Genomic DNA, 13,417 nt, shown 5'->3' on the forward strand with positions numbered 1-13,417 from the left:
AGAAGGTTATTTGATGCGTACTGCGCGTGGACGTGTTGCAACAGAAAAAGCTTTCAAACATATTGGCGTAAAATATCGTGGAGAAAATTCACCTCAAACCGATTTATTTGATTTGTAATCTTGCTCTAAGTTCTAAGTTCACTGTCATTCTGAGCTTGTCGAAGAATCTTTAGATGTTTCGATCTGATTTTTTTTATTCTAACGAATCGAAAATCACTCGACATGACAATGTCATTCCGACGTTAGGAGGAATCTAAAAAGAGAATAGTATTTATCATTAAAAATATTTTATGTTAGAATTAAGACCTAATTGCGAAAATTGTGGAAAGAATTTATTGCCAAATTCAACAGAAGCGATGATTTGTACATTCGAATGTACTTTTTGTAAAGATTGCGTTGATAATATTTTGGAAAATGTTTGCCCGAATTGTGGCGGTAATTTTACTCCAAGACCTATTCGACCAAATAAATATTTATCTAAATATCCTGCATCTACGCAAATTGTGTTGAAAAAAGTTAATCTAACAGAATTTGAGAATTTAAAGAAAGAATTTAAAGATATTTTACCTGAAAATCGTTAATCTCAATTTAGGAAAAATTAAATAAGATGTGATGTTGAAACGAGTTCAACATGACAATATCATTCCGATGTTAGGAGGAATCTAAGATTCTTCATTTCACTAACGTTTCATTCAGAATGACAAAATTTAATCTCGTCGATTTAATAATTATAAATTCATAATTACGAATTAAAAAAATGCTCCTTCAAACAGAAGAACATATCAAAATAAAATGGTCCCAATGCATCAAAGAAAAAGCTGAAGCATTGGGATTTATTTCGTGTGGTATTGCCAAAGCAGATTTTTTGGAAGAGGAAGCTCCACGTTTAGAGTCTTGGTTAAAGAATAATTATCATGGAGAAATGCAGTATATGGAAAATCATTTCGATATGCGACTGGATCCTCGAATTTTGGTCGAAGGAGCAAAATCTGTGATTTCGTTGGCGTATAATTATTACCAAGATTTAGATCGAAATCCTAATTCTTACAAAGTTGCGATGTATGCGCAAGGCGAAGATTATCATTTTGTCGTGAAGGAAAAAGTGCGCGAGTTGTTAGATTTTATTCAAGAAGAAATAGGGGAGGTGAGCGGAAGAGCTTTTACCGATTCAGCACCAATTCTGGAACATGCATGGGCGAAAAAAGCTGGAATTGGTTGGGTTGGAAAAAATTCGTTGACGTTATCTAAACAAAAAGGTTCGTTTTTCTTTTTATCCGAATTAATTATTGATTTGGATTTAGCTTATGATTCTCCAATTGAAACTGATCATTGTGGAAAATGTACGCGTTGTATTGATGCTTGCCCAACTGAGGCAATCTTACCCAATAAAACAGTGAACGGAAGTCAGTGTATTTCGTATTTTACAATTGAATTGAAAGATCAAATTCCGACCGAAATGAAAGGAAAATTTGATGATTGGATTTTTGGTTGTGATCTTTGCCAAGAAGTTTGTCCATGGAATCGTTTTTCGTTGCCAACGAAAGAAACTCGTTTTGTTGGTCATAAGAAAATTAATCAATTCTCGAAGAAAGATTGGGAAGAAATTACAGAGGATGTTTTTCGAGAAATTTTTAAGAAATCACCTGTAAAACGTACAAAATTTGATGGTTTGAAAAGAAATATCGATTTTGTAAAATCACTATAATTCGTGAAAATTTTTGGTTTAGATTTTGTTAGCTTTACTTCAAGAAAATCGAATCAAAAAATGAAAAAAAGTTTATTCATTCTTACTACTTTTTTAGGCTATTTTGTGCAAGCTCAATTTGGGATTGTGCAAGATAAAGATGGTTTTTCAAATGTGAGAGATGAGAAAAATATTTCGTCTAAAATTGTTGCTAAAGTCAATTCAAATTCAATTTATCCAATTGATTCTGATGAAGAAAAATCGAAATGGTATTTGGTTGAATATCAGCCTGAAAAAGCTGGTTATGTTTACTATGATCGAATCAAAAAGTTAGAAGATTTTGAAACTATTTCACCAACTTCAGTCAATGATTCTAAAATAGAATTTTCGGTTGCTGATTATACCATTCAGCTCGAAACGAAAGAATTTAATTCGAAAAAACATAAAATTTTCAAGGAAAGTGATTTTGTTTATGCGATTGATGAAAAAGATTTTTTTGGTTCGGATGGAATGATTCCTCAAACAGAATTCAAATCGTTTAAAATATCATTCAAAGGAAAAGAAATTATCATTCCAAAAGAATATTTTATCAATTTATATAATGCGAATTTATCAGCAACAAAACTTACTTACAATAAAGAGTTAAATCAATATTATTTGTTCGGTACATATAGCGATGGAGCTGGTGTTTATGATGCACTTTGGGTTTTGGATAATGGAAAAATTGTAAAACATATTGCTCAAATTAATGCTTATGCTTAGTCGATTTTTTTCAATTTTAGGGTGCTTCTTGCTATTCACTTCGATAATGTTTGCTCAAAAAGTAACGACTTCCAAATTTGGAGATATTTCGTACGAAATGAAGCAAAAACAAGTTGCAGCTTTAACACCAAATCAATTAGCTCTTTATGATGTAAATAATGCAGAAATGCCTGAACAGGACATTGAGTTGAATGGAATTAAATATCATATTTCGTACTATAAAAATTTGAAAACAAAACAATTCGAAGTATGTATGGTTTCGTCTGTCAGCTCTAAACTTTTGACTTTATCAGGAATAAAAGTTGGAAGTTCGTTGGACGATTTATGGAAAGCGTACAAAAAATATGATATTTCGGTGTAAGATATTTTTGAAGATGATGAGACAGAATCGGGATATTTAAACAATAAAATTTATGAGGATTAAAATAACTTTATTAGGATTTTTCTTGCTTTCGGTTGTTGGATTTGGTCAGATTTCTACAACACGAATGAATGAACTGAAAATTGGTATGCGTCCGTTCGAAGTGTTGAAATTGTTAGGTGAAGAAATTGCTGCAATTGTTGATGAAGGAGAAACGAATGTCACCCTAAAAGGGATTGATTATACAATCGAAATAAGAAGTGGTTATTTGAGTAAAACAGAAAATGACACCTATTTAAGTTCTATTTCTACAACAAGTAAAAATATCAAAACTTTGTCTGGAATTGGAATTGGTAGTACGTTGGAGGATTTGTGGAAAGCTTATTCGTCAAAATATAATGTGTTTTTGGATAAATCGAATAATAATAACAGAGAATTTAGAATTGATGATAGAGAAAATGGTGTTATATTGACTTTTTCTTTGAAAAATGAAATTGTAACAACAATAAGATTGAGTTCTTATAACCCAGAAGAATGTACACTTTAAAATAATGATTAAAACCTAAATACATAAAAATGAAAAAAATATTTTTTATAGCTGCTTTTGTAGCTGGAATAGCTTTGCAAGCGCAAGTTTCTACAACTCGTATTAATGACGTAAAACTTGGAATGAAATTGTCTGAATTAGAAAAATTAACTGGACAAAAATTCAAAATAAAATTGAATGAATATGGTTATCCTGATGGTGATGTAACAATTGTCTCTAAAGGAGTAACATATAAAGTTGGATTGACAACAAATGGTGAGGAGACAGCAGGTTCTTCTAATTTAACTGTATATAGTGTAAAGTCTTCGGATTCTAGTCTTAAAACATTATCTGGAATTAAAATTGGCTCATCTTTGGATGAGTTAATTAATAAATATAAAAATCTGAATATTTCTATTTTCGATGGTTATGATGATAAAACGGATAAAAGAACAAAAGCTTTTCGTTATTTTAATGTTGAAGATTATGATAATGGATCGATTCTACAATTTTATTTAGTGAATGATAAAGTAGTTTCTTTCGATGTAATGTATAATGAAGGTTGTTAAAATGAATAAACAAAAAATTCCAACTCTTAGAGTTGGAATTTTTTGTTTAAAATTATTTCTTAATCACTTTTTTCGTGATGATGTTTCCATCTTTTAGGTGAATAGATAAAATATACATTCCAGCTGGATAATTTTTCAAATTAACTTCCGAACCTAATTCAATTCCAAGTAAACGACCGTTAAAATCATATAAATTGACATAATCAAAATTCTTCGCATTAATCTTTACTTTGTCTGTTGTTGGATTAGGAAAAACTTCTACAAGCGTTTGTTGATAATTGTAATCGTTCGCAGATAATTCAGCCCATGTATTTTCAGCTTTATCTCCGCCCCAAATTAACGTTGCTAAATACGGATTATCAATAAATGGATTTCGACTTCCTTGCGTTTCGGCAATAATTTCGTTTCGCACTTTCTCGAATTCAGATACTTTATCCTGTACATTCCATTTCAAAAACATATCAGGCATTCTATCTTCTTTGTTTGTCGTGGTATTGTTATACGCAACCAATTGAGGATCGGTTTCTAACCCATAATGTACATACATATACATAATAATTCGCGCCACATCTCCCGTCCATTCATCACCAGGATAAAAACCTCCATTGATCAATTTAGCTTGTCCTGTCACATCCTGCGCCCATTTTTCACGATAAGCATTGTTACCTCTTGTCGAATTTAATTGTCTATCAACTGCACGTAAATTGTGCGCATCAGTGCCTATACCAGGAATTTGCTCATTCATTTTTGGACTTGCCAATGATTTCGGAAAAACGTGTTCGCGTTCCCAAGTACCGGGAGCCGAAGAACCCGTATTTCTATTGTTGACATCGCGTGTGCGCTGTTCAGCATAAACAGTAGAATTATCAGTAAAACCATAAATCAATAAAACTCTGTCTTTAGAACCAATCTCTAAATCTGATTTCATTAAAATATTCCAAACTCCAGGCGTATAGCTAACTGCATGATGCGTAGCATTGATTAAATCGCGTAATTCTTCCTTTATCGTTTTTCCATTTTGTTTAAAATCAATCCCTTCATAATAGTCGGGTTGTTGCGCAAAAGCGGCAAAAGGAAATAAAAGAAGTAAAAATTTTTGCATAACTATTTATAAATATTTAACAAAAGTAAGTATTTAATAAATGATATTAAGATTAACAATTCTTAAATTTTTTACTGAAATTGTTTAATGTATTGTTTAGGTGTCAAGCCGTATTTTTTCTTAAATGCTGATATAAAATGAGATGGATTTTCGTAACCAATTTCAAACGAGATATCTTTTACCATTTGTTGATTTTCTTCTAATTTATGCAACGCATATTCCAGTTTTTTATCCAATAAATAACCATAAACAGTTGTTCCATAAAGTTCTTTGAAACCTTCTTTCAGATGATATTCCGAGATCGAAAATTTTTCGCAAAGTTGTTTGATGGTTGGAGGATTTTTAAAATCAGCTAATAAATAATCTTTGATTTCTTTGATTCGTTTTCCTTCATTTTCATCATTCAAGAAAGGACAATGCTCAGTTTGATTTTCGATTTCAGAAAAATAAAGCGTGAACAATTCGTACATTTTTCCATTCAAAAATAAATTTTGAAATTGTGGAGAAAGTTTCATTTGTTCAATTTGATTCAAAACTAATTTTATCGCTGGCCCAATTTCGCGTTCAATATAAAATTTCTCTTGCGTCATGCTCGAAATCAAATTATTCTGAATTTGATATTCTGCAAACAATTGATGTAATTTATGAATAGACAAAACCACAATATAAACCTTACTTTCTGCATTTATATTTAACGATAATGGAATATCTAATGTTGGATAATAAAACAAAAAACTTTTTCCTTCGTTCAAATTGATTTTATAAATACCATTATTAAAATTAAATGTCAGCGAACCTTTTGTACAAAAATAGAATTGTATATAACGCTTGTCAATTCCTTTCAGAATCGTGTCTGTAGAAGCTGTAAAGTTGTCTATTTGAGCGATAAATACGTCTGTTGACAATTTATACTCGTTAATTTTACTTTTATGGGTATTTTTTAAATCCATTTCGAATGATGAGGTTTGTCATATAAAAAACGTGATAATTGTCAACTTCGCTCTTTATAATGGTTTACATACAAATATAAACCTTTAATTTATAATTATTCTAAAAAAGCAAACTTTAATTTTTAGCGTTATTTTTTCTTTTTAAAGTTATTTTTCGAAGACTTTTGAAACTACTTTTGTATCAGTATTTGAAGAAATGGCAATTAGAGGTAATAAAACGGAAGAAAATTTTTACGTAATCGGAATCAGTTATGAAAAAGCTGACGCCATTACACGTGGTAAATTTACATTTTTCCCAGAGCAAGTTGAAACGTTTACGCAAGATTCTAAAACGAATGGTTTAGAAAACTTTTTTATTGTATCAACTTGTAATCGTACTGAATTTTATGGTTTTGCAGAAAACGAAGATCAAATCGTTGAGCAATATTGTAAATACACAGAAGGTAATGCAGATGAATTCCGTCAATTTATGATGGTAAAAGAAGGAGAAGAAGCGATTACACATTTATTCCGAGTTTCTTCGGGATTAGAAAGTCAGATTTTAGGTGATTTTGATATCATCGGACAAATCAAAATTTGGTTTTCTCGTTTCAAAAAACAAGGCGCATCAAATGCTTTTTTAGAGCGTTTGGTAAATACTGCAATCCAAATTAGTAAAAAAGTAAAGAACGAAACTTTCTTAAGTAACGGTTCTGCTTCGGTTGCATATTCGGCAGTTAATTTTATTCAAGCAACGCAAGGAAACTTGGTCGACAAAAATATTTTGTTGTACGGAATTGGTAAAATTGGTCGTAATACGTGTGCTAATTTGGTCAAACATTATCCAAATACAAACATTACGTTAATCAATCGTACAAAAGAAAAGGCAGAAGTTCTTGGTTTAAAATATGATATTACCGTAAAAGATCACAGCGAATTAAAAGAAGAATTACAAAAAACAGATATTTTGATTGTTGCAACGGGAGCAAGTAATTACACGATTACAGAAGAAATGATTCCGTTCGATAAGGAAATGACGATTATTGATATGTCAGTTCCAGAAAATGTAATTCATACATTGGCTGCTCGCGAATCTATTCAATTGGTAAATGTGGACGGATTGTCTAAAATGGTAGACGATACGATTGCGCAACGTCGCAATGCAATTCCAGAAGCTTTGGCAATTATAGAGGAGCATTCTACAGAGTTTTACGAATGGTTAGAAACCAGAGAATTGGTTCCAGCTATTCAATCTTTCAAAGATAGATTAGACTTTTTTCAGAGTTTTGCTTTAAATAATTTGAAAAAAGACAATGTAAATATCGACGAAAATGAAACGATTTTAACTGAAAAAGTAATTCAGAAAATTACAAATCAGTTTGCTTCTTATTTGATCGAAAATAAAGAAAACGCAGACGAAACAATTCAGTTAATCGAAAAAATGTTTCATTTAAAACAAGCTTAATACAATCATGAAAACAATAAAAATTGGTACACGTCAAAGTCCGTTAGCGCTTTGGCAAGCCAATAAAGTTGCTTCTATTCTTGAGGCAAAAGGTCATCCAACAGAAATCGTTCCGATTACTTCTGAAGGCGATGCAAATCTAAAACAACCCATTTATTCATTAGGTTTAACAGGTGTTTTTACGCGTTCATTGGACATTGCTTTGTTGAATGATCAAGTAGATATTGCGGTTCATTCGTTGAAAGATGTGCCAACTGTTTTACCAGAAAAATTAGAGTTGATTGCATATCCAGAACGCGCAAGTTCTGCGGATATTTTGGTGTACAAATCGGAAGATATTTTCGAGAAAAAACATCGTGTTATCGCTACTGGATCTTTGCGTCGTAAAGCATTTTGGAATCATAAATATCCAAATGATACGATTGTAGATTTACGTGGAAATGTGCAATTACGTCTGAAAAAGTTGCAAGATAATGCAGATTGGGACGGAGCTGTTTTTGCTTTTGCAGGTTTGGATCGTTCAGAAATTTTAGATGAATTGGCAGAAAAAGGTCTTCATTATAAAGTGATTGATTGGATGATTGCTGCACCATCACAAGGAATTTTAGGAATTGTAGCCAAAGAAGGTTTGGATTTGAGTGATATTAATAATCCTCAATGTGAACTTTTTGCAACGGTAGAACGTCAATTTTTGAATGTTTTAGAAGGTGGTTGTACAGCGCCAATTGGTGCGTTAGTTGAAAAAATTGATGAAGAAAATTACTCGTTCAAAGGAGCAATTTTATCAATTGATGGACAAGAGATGATTTCAATCGAAAGACAATTCAAAGCAGATGAATATTTGACNNAAAAAAGAAATCGGAACGAAATAGTGCGAACGAAGGTTTTATTCACGAAGTTAATTTCTTCTGAATTGCTTGAAAAAGAATTTGGAACTGATGTTGAGGTGGTTTGTAAACCAACTTTACAAATCGATTTGACTTCGAAAAATGAAATTTATGCACAGATTGATGAATCCGTTCATCAGTTTATCGTGACGAGTCAAAATACTGTAAATGCCATTCAAGATTTGGAATTGAATGGTCATTTTTTTGTTGTTGGAAAAAAAACGGCAGAAAAACTAAAAGCGCAAAACAGAGATGTTGTGTTGGTTGAAGATTATGCAGAAGATTTAGCTTCGAAATTGATTTCAGGAAATTATTCTCCGAAATGGAATTTCTTGTGCGGTTCTTCGCGCCGAGATTTGTTGGTGAATGAATTGTCAAAAGCAAATCAAGAAGTCAATCAAATTATGACATATCAATCAGAACAGGTTGTTTATCAATTAAATGAAACTTTTGGTGCATATGCTTTTTTTAGTCCGTTATCATTCAAAGCGTTTCATCAACAAAATGAAATTCCAGAAAGTTCGCGTATTTTTACAATCGGAAATACAACAACTTCTGCGATACAAGAAGTTTATCCAAATCATGAAATTATAACTGCGCAAACACCATTGGTGGAAGTGGTTATCGAAAATATAAAAAAATACATCAATGATAAAAAATGATTTGCTTTTAAAAGCATTGAGAGGTGAGGAGGTAGAGCGTCCGCCAGTGTGGATGATGCGTCAAGCAGGACGTTATTTACCAGAATTTATCGAATTGAGAGATAAATATGATTTCTTTACACGTTGTCAAACGCCAGAATTAGCGGCTGAAATTACAGTTCAACCAATTCGTCGTTTTCCGTTGGATGCAGCAATTATCTTTTCGGATATTTTGGTTGTACCACAAGCAATGGGAATGAATTTCGAGATGAAACCTGGTGTTGGTCCGTGGTTAGAGAATCGTATTCGTACAGCTCAAGATGTAGAAAAAGTTTATATTCCTGATGTTGAAGAAGAGTTAGGTTACGTTTATGCAGCGATGGATATCACAAAGAAAGAATTGGATAATAATATTCCGTTGATTGGTTTTGCAGGATCGCCTTGGACATTGTTGTGTTATGCAGTGGAAGGTCGTGGTTCTAAATCTTTTGATCAAGCGAAAGGTTTCTGTTTCCAAAATCCAGTTGCAGCGCACCAATTGTTAGAGAAAATCACTCAAACTACGATTCAATATTTGTTGAAAAAAGTGGAACATGGTGCAAATGTGATTCAGATTTTTGATTCTTGGGGTGGAATGTTATCTCCAAAAGATTATGACGAATTTTCTTGGAAATACATCGAGCAAATTGTGAACGAAGTTTCTAAAGTAGTTCCTGTAACAGTTTTTGCAAAAGGTTGTTGGTTTGCTTTAGAGAAAATGGCAGATTCTAAAGCTTCTGCTTTGGGTGTTGATTGGACAATTACGCCACAATTAGCGCGTGAGTTTACAGGTTTCAAAAAGACGTTACAAGGTAACTTTGATCCTTCTCGCTTGTTATCTCCACCAGAAACTATTCAGCAAATGGTAAAAGAAATGATTGACGATTTTGGTCCGTATAAATATATTGCCAATTTAGGTCACGGAATTTTACCAAATATTCCAGTAGAAAATGCACAAGCTTTTATAGAAGCTGTCGTAAATTATAAGAGAGATTAAGAAACTCGATATAACAAGAAAACCTTCCGTAATGGAAGGTTTTTTATTGAATATATAATTTAAATTTTACGATATTATTTAGATCTTTTGTATAATAAGCGATCCAATAATAATTATTCTCTTTACTTAAAATTCTATATTGATATATTTCTCCTTTTCTACTAAATGATTTTTTCATTGAATTATTGCTTTCTAAAAACTCTAGATTAAAATCATTATTTTTTATCCAATATAATTTTAGTTTAGAAAAAGATTCATCAATAAAATATTCAATCCAATTATTATTTTCAATTTTTACAATTGTTTTATCTCCTTCATAATCAAAATAATATAATTCAGAAGCTGATTTAATTAATTTATACTCTTTTTTATTGATTGTTGATTTAGGCAAATTTTCTAAATTAATCCAGTTTTCATTATTTTTTTCAGAGAATTTTCTTATTATATCAGTGTATTCTTTACAATTTTTTTGAAATCTATAAAAAATAGCTTCTTCTTCAGCTTGAATTTCTTCTTTTGAAAAATCTTTAAAATATTCAACTAAACTAACATCTTGATTAACTAAATTAACACTTTCTAAATCATTAAGATTTTTATTTTTTGTAAGGATCTTACAAAGATTGTTAATTAACAAATCTCTCTTATCATCTATATTTTGAGAAAAAGATATTGAACAAATTAAAAATAGAATATAAGTTAAGTAATATTTCATCTTTGGTTTTTATAAAATTAATAAAAAATATGAAATAAGTAATTTTTTAAAATTAGATGACTTTAACAGAAAATTAAAAGAAATCAATTTTATATTCGATAGTTTTAGTATATTTTAGTAGAAATATTAATATTATAAGTAAACTACATAAAAGAATAAGATGAAAAAGGGTATATTTTTGATGTCAGTTTTGGGTGTTCTTTTCTTTGTTCAGTCATGCGAAACGAAGAAAGAAAATGCTGACTCAACAACTAAAGAAGTTGTAAAACAAGATACAGTGCAAGCTGCTACAGAGTCTGTTGGAAATCCTACAGATGTTAAAGCTGACCCAGGAACTTTCCAAATTAAACCGTTGAAATATGGTTACGATGAATTGAACGAATACATTGATGCAAAAACAATGGAAATTCATTTCTCTAAACATTATTTAGGTTACATCAACAAATTGAATACGGCGTTAAAGGAAGCAAATATCAAATCGAATGATATTGTAGATATTTTGAAAAAAATGGATATGAATAATGCTGCTTTACGTAACAATGCTGGTGGATATTACAATCATATGCTATATTTCGATATTATGTCTCCAACGCCACAGAAAGCACCTACAGGAGATCTTAAAGCGAAGATTGATGCAACATTTGGTTCGACAGAAGAATTAATGAAACAATTGGACGAAGCAGGTTCTAAACGTTTTGGTTCTGGTTGGGCTTGGTTGGTTGTAAAAGAAGATGGTTCTTTAGCTGTTACAAGTACAGCAAATCAAGATAATCCATTAATGCCAGGAGCAGAAGTTGCAGGAACGCCAATTTTAGGAATTGATGTTTGGGAACATGCTTATTACTTAAAATATCAAAACAAACGTGATGATTATTTGAAAGCGTTTAACAATGTTTTGGATTGGAAACAAGTTGAAGAAAATTATAAGAAAGCAAAATAGTCTTTCTAATTACAAACAAAAAAGCTTCTCAAATTTTGAGAAGCTTTTTTGTTTTATATATGAATAATCTTAATTCTTAATCAAGGATTGTGTTTCTGTTGTTCCATCTTCATTAAAAACGCGAACAATGTATTTTCCTTTTTTCAAACTTTGTACGTTAAAGTTTGCTTTTTGGCTTCCGTCTAATTTTTTATTCATCACTTCATTTCCAATAATCGAATATATCGACACCGAACTTGCCTTTGATGGATTGTCAAATTTTATTGTAAATGTAGAACTCGTAGGATTTGGATAAATACTAACAGAGCCTTTATCCTGATCAAATCTTGACTGAGCTGATGCAGAAGTTATGGTGAATAAAAATATAGTTATAAATAGTATAAAGTGTTTCATATGCTTGTAATCCTAACAAATATAAAAATAATTAATTATAAAACAAACATTTCAAATTATATACCAAACAAAAAAGTGATGCTAAAATTTAGCATCACTTTAAGATATATAATAAAAATTATAAACGTATTATAAGCTGTAACGGATAAATCCAGTTACTTTCAAGTCAGCGTTAACAGCTTTAACAACATCTTGAACAGAAGTTTTTCCGTCTTTGATTGACGCTTGGTGAACTAATGTATTCTCTTTGAAGAATTTTTGTAATTTACCTTGAGCGATGTTTTCAATCATGTTTTCTGGTTTACCTTCTGCAACTAAAGTTTCTCTAGCGATAGATAATTCAGTGTCAATTACAGATTGAGCAACAGAAGTTTCATCTAATGCTACTGGGTTCATAGCAGCAACTTGCATAGCAACGTCACGAGCTACTTCAGAAGCACCTTCTACGTTAGCAGATAAAGAAACTACAGCACCAATTTTGTTACCAGCGTGGATGTAAGAATTAACGATAGCACCTTCGATAGCTTGGAAAGTTCCAATTTCGATTTTTTCTCCAATAACACCTGTTTGCTCAGTTAATTTTTCACCAACTGTAATTCCTGCGAATGGTAAAGCTAATAATTCTTCTTTAGAGTTAACTGTTAAAGCTAAATCAGCGATTTCGTTAGCCATAGCAACGAAAGCTTCATTTTTAGCAACGAAGTCAGTCTCACAGTTCAAAGCGATAACGATACCTTTAGTTTGGTCAGCGTTAACTTTAGCGATAACTGCACCTTCTGTAGAATCACGGTCAGCTCTTTTAGCAGCTACTTTTTGTCCTTGTTTACGTAAAACTTCTACAGCTTTATCGAAATCTCCACCAGCTTCTTCTAAAGCTTTTTTAGAATCCATCATTCCCGCACCAGTTGCGTTTCTTAATTTACTTACCTCAGCGGCTGTTGCTTTGTAGCTCATAGTAATATTTTTATTTTGTTTCTTAATATTTTAAATAAAAGTAGCTCGTACACCACAAAGTGGTGTAGGAGCTACAAGGTATATTATATCGATGAATTGATCATCAAGTTAATGTTAAGCTTCTTTTGTTTCAGCTCCTTCTTCTTTACCTTCTTTTGCTTTTTCTTTTTCTGCTTTACGTGTAGATAAACCAGCTTTGATAGAATCAGCTACTGTAGATAAGATGATATCGATAGATTTAGAAGCATCATCATTTGCAGGGATTGGGAAATCTACTTGACGAGGGTCAGTATTTGTATCAACCATTGCAAAGATTGGAATACCCAATTTTTGAGCTTCTGCTACAGCGATGTGCTCACGTACGATATCTACAATAAATACTGCAGATGGTAAACGTGTCATATCAGCGATAGAACCTAAGTTTTTCTCTAAAGATGCTCTTTGACGATCAACTTG

Annotated in this window: 16 protein-coding genes; 10 read left to right on the forward strand and 6 right to left on the reverse strand. The window is 31.5% G+C overall.

Features of this window, described 5'->3' with window-relative positions; all coding sequences use genetic code 11:
- The first annotated feature begins 290 nt into the window (after window positions 1-290).
- The 6 genes from B3R94_RS11470 (at window position 291) to B3R94_RS11495 (ending at window position 3,902) form a co-directional block, all read left to right on the forward strand.
- A complete protein-coding gene (locus tag B3R94_RS11470) occupies window positions 291-581 on the forward strand; it encodes a DUF1272 domain-containing protein (protein ID WP_115001444.1) in 291 nt (96 codons plus the stop codon).
- 176 nt (window positions 582-757) lie between these two features.
- Complete coding sequence (gene queG, locus B3R94_RS11475; RefSeq protein ID WP_291100908.1) at window positions 758-1,705, forward strand: tRNA epoxyqueuosine(34) reductase QueG; 948 nt, start codon at window positions 758-760, stop codon at window positions 1,703-1,705.
- Window positions 1,706-1,765: 60 nt separating this feature from the next.
- Window positions 1,766-2,446 (forward strand): hypothetical protein, encoded by a 681-nt coding sequence (locus tag B3R94_RS11480; protein WP_125348765.1) that lies wholly within the window; start codon window positions 1,766-1,768, stop codon window positions 2,444-2,446.
- A gap of 46 nt (window positions 2,447-2,492) precedes the next feature.
- The gene (locus tag B3R94_RS11485; protein WP_038332094.1) at window positions 2,493-2,807 is read left to right on the forward strand and encodes a hypothetical protein; all 315 of its coding nucleotides are present in this window, start codon (window positions 2,493-2,495) and stop codon (window positions 2,805-2,807) included.
- 52 nt (window positions 2,808-2,859) lie between these two features.
- Window positions 2,860-3,354, forward strand: a complete 495-nt coding sequence (locus B3R94_RS11490) for a hypothetical protein (RefSeq protein WP_038332097.1) — start codon at window positions 2,860-2,862, stop codon at window positions 3,352-3,354.
- Window positions 3,355-3,383: 29 nt separating this feature from the next.
- On the forward strand, window positions 3,384-3,902 hold the full coding sequence (locus B3R94_RS11495) for a hypothetical protein (RefSeq protein WP_291062924.1): 519 nt from the start codon (window positions 3,384-3,386) through the stop codon (window positions 3,900-3,902).
- Between the two features lie 52 nt (window positions 3,903-3,954).
- Here B3R94_RS11495 and B3R94_RS11500 read toward each other — a convergent pair whose 3' ends face one another.
- Both B3R94_RS11500 and B3R94_RS11505 read right to left on the reverse strand, forming a co-directional pair.
- Entirely contained in the window at window positions 3,955-5,004 is a 1,050-nt protein-coding gene (locus B3R94_RS11500) for an endonuclease (RefSeq protein ID WP_291100910.1), read from the reverse strand.
- A 71-nt stretch (window positions 5,005-5,075) separates the two neighbouring features.
- Window positions 5,076-5,954 carry a helix-turn-helix domain-containing protein gene (locus tag B3R94_RS11505; protein WP_219033604.1) on the reverse strand — a complete coding sequence of 293 codons (879 nt, stop codon included), beginning with the start codon at window positions 5,952-5,954 and terminating at the stop codon, window positions 5,076-5,078.
- A 196-nt stretch (window positions 5,955-6,150) separates the two neighbouring features.
- Here B3R94_RS11505 and hemA point away from each other — a divergent pair, with 196 nt between their 5' ends.
- From hemA to hemE, 3 genes are all read left to right on the forward strand, one after another.
- A complete protein-coding gene (hemA, locus tag B3R94_RS11510; protein WP_038332101.1) occupies window positions 6,151-7,398 on the forward strand; it encodes a glutamyl-tRNA reductase in 1,248 nt (415 codons plus the stop codon).
- Between the two features lie 7 nt (window positions 7,399-7,405).
- Window positions 7,406-8,947 (forward strand): hydroxymethylbilane synthase, encoded by a 1,542-nt coding sequence (hemC, locus tag B3R94_RS11515; RefSeq protein ID WP_291100912.1) that lies wholly within the window; start codon window positions 7,406-7,408, stop codon window positions 8,945-8,947.
- Window positions 8,934-9,962: a uroporphyrinogen decarboxylase gene (gene hemE, locus B3R94_RS11520; RefSeq protein WP_115001423.1), complete on the forward strand. Its 1,029-nt coding sequence runs from the start codon at window positions 8,934-8,936 to the stop codon at window positions 9,960-9,962. Before hemC ends, hemE begins: the two co-directional genes overlap by 14 nt.
- Window positions 9,963-10,005: 43 nt before the next feature.
- Here the strand turns inward: hemE and B3R94_RS11525 are convergent, their stop codons facing one another.
- On the reverse strand, window positions 10,006-10,674 hold the full coding sequence (locus B3R94_RS11525) for a hypothetical protein (protein WP_291100915.1): 669 nt from the start codon (window positions 10,672-10,674) through the stop codon (window positions 10,006-10,008).
- A gap of 160 nt (window positions 10,675-10,834) precedes the next feature.
- On the opposite strand from B3R94_RS11525, the gene B3R94_RS11530 reads away from it, so the two are divergent.
- Window positions 10,835-11,614, forward strand: a complete 780-nt coding sequence (locus tag B3R94_RS11530; RefSeq protein WP_260391927.1) for a superoxide dismutase — start codon at window positions 10,835-10,837, stop codon at window positions 11,612-11,614.
- 69 nt (window positions 11,615-11,683) lie between these two features.
- Here the strand turns inward: B3R94_RS11530 and B3R94_RS11535 are convergent, their stop codons facing one another.
- From B3R94_RS11535 to rpsB, 3 genes are all read right to left on the reverse strand, one after another.
- Complete coding sequence (locus tag B3R94_RS11535) at window positions 11,684-12,007, reverse strand: T9SS type A sorting domain-containing protein (protein WP_038334477.1); 324 nt, start codon at window positions 12,005-12,007, stop codon at window positions 11,684-11,686.
- 129 nt (window positions 12,008-12,136) lie between these two features.
- Window positions 12,137-12,961 (reverse strand): translation elongation factor Ts, encoded by an 825-nt coding sequence (tsf, locus tag B3R94_RS11540; RefSeq protein WP_038334478.1) that lies wholly within the window; start codon window positions 12,959-12,961, stop codon window positions 12,137-12,139.
- Window positions 12,962-13,075: 114 nt separating this feature from the next.
- A partial coding sequence (rpsB, locus tag B3R94_RS11545) for a 30S ribosomal protein S2 (protein WP_291100918.1) occupies window positions 13,076-13,417 on the reverse strand: 342 nt, incomplete at its 5' end.

The organism is Empedobacter sp. UBA7611 (genome assembly GCF_002484365.1).
Classification (GTDB): domain Bacteria; phylum Bacteroidota; class Bacteroidia; order Flavobacteriales; family Weeksellaceae; genus Empedobacter; species Empedobacter falsenii_B.

Excerpts from the sequence above, each read along its gene's own strand:
- B3R94_RS11470 (WP_115001444.1), top strand. The coding sequence starts at position 291 with ATGTTAGAATTAAGACCTAATTGCGAAAATTGTGGAAAGAATTTATTG.
- hemA (WP_038332101.1), top strand. The coding sequence starts at position 6,151 with ATGGCAATTAGAGGTAATAAAACGGAAGAAAATTTTTACGTAATCGGA.
- hemE (WP_115001423.1), top strand. The coding sequence starts at position 8,934 with ATGATAAAAAATGATTTGCTTTTAAAAGCATTGAGAGGTGAGGAGGTA.
- B3R94_RS11525 (WP_291100915.1), bottom strand. The coding sequence starts at position 10,674 with ATGAAATATTACTTAACTTATATTCTATTTTTAATTTGTTCAATATCT.
- B3R94_RS11500 (WP_291100910.1), bottom strand. The coding sequence starts at position 5,004 with ATGCAAAAATTTTTACTTCTTTTATTTCCTTTTGCCGCTTTTGCGCAA.
- B3R94_RS11535 (WP_038334477.1), bottom strand. The coding sequence starts at position 12,007 with ATGAAACACTTTATACTATTTATAACTATATTTTTATTCACCATAACT.
- B3R94_RS11495 (WP_291062924.1), top strand. The coding sequence starts at position 3,384 with ATGAAAAAAATATTTTTTATAGCTGCTTTTGTAGCTGGAATAGCTTTG.
- B3R94_RS11490 (WP_038332097.1), top strand. The coding sequence starts at position 2,860 with ATGAGGATTAAAATAACTTTATTAGGATTTTTCTTGCTTTCGGTTGTT.
- queG (WP_291100908.1), top strand. The coding sequence starts at position 758 with ATGCTCCTTCAAACAGAAGAACATATCAAAATAAAATGGTCCCAATGC.
- B3R94_RS11480 (WP_125348765.1), top strand. The coding sequence starts at position 1,766 with ATGAAAAAAAGTTTATTCATTCTTACTACTTTTTTAGGCTATTTTGTG.
- B3R94_RS11485 (WP_038332094.1), top strand. The coding sequence starts at position 2,493 with ATGTTTGCTCAAAAAGTAACGACTTCCAAATTTGGAGATATTTCGTAC.
- B3R94_RS11530 (WP_260391927.1), top strand. The coding sequence starts at position 10,835 with ATGAAAAAGGGTATATTTTTGATGTCAGTTTTGGGTGTTCTTTTCTTT.
- tsf (WP_038334478.1), bottom strand. The coding sequence starts at position 12,961 with ATGAGCTACAAAGCAACAGCCGCTGAGGTAAGTAAATTAAGAAACGCA.
- B3R94_RS11505 (WP_219033604.1), bottom strand. The coding sequence starts at position 5,954 with ATGGATTTAAAAAATACCCATAAAAGTAAAATTAACGAGTATAAATTG.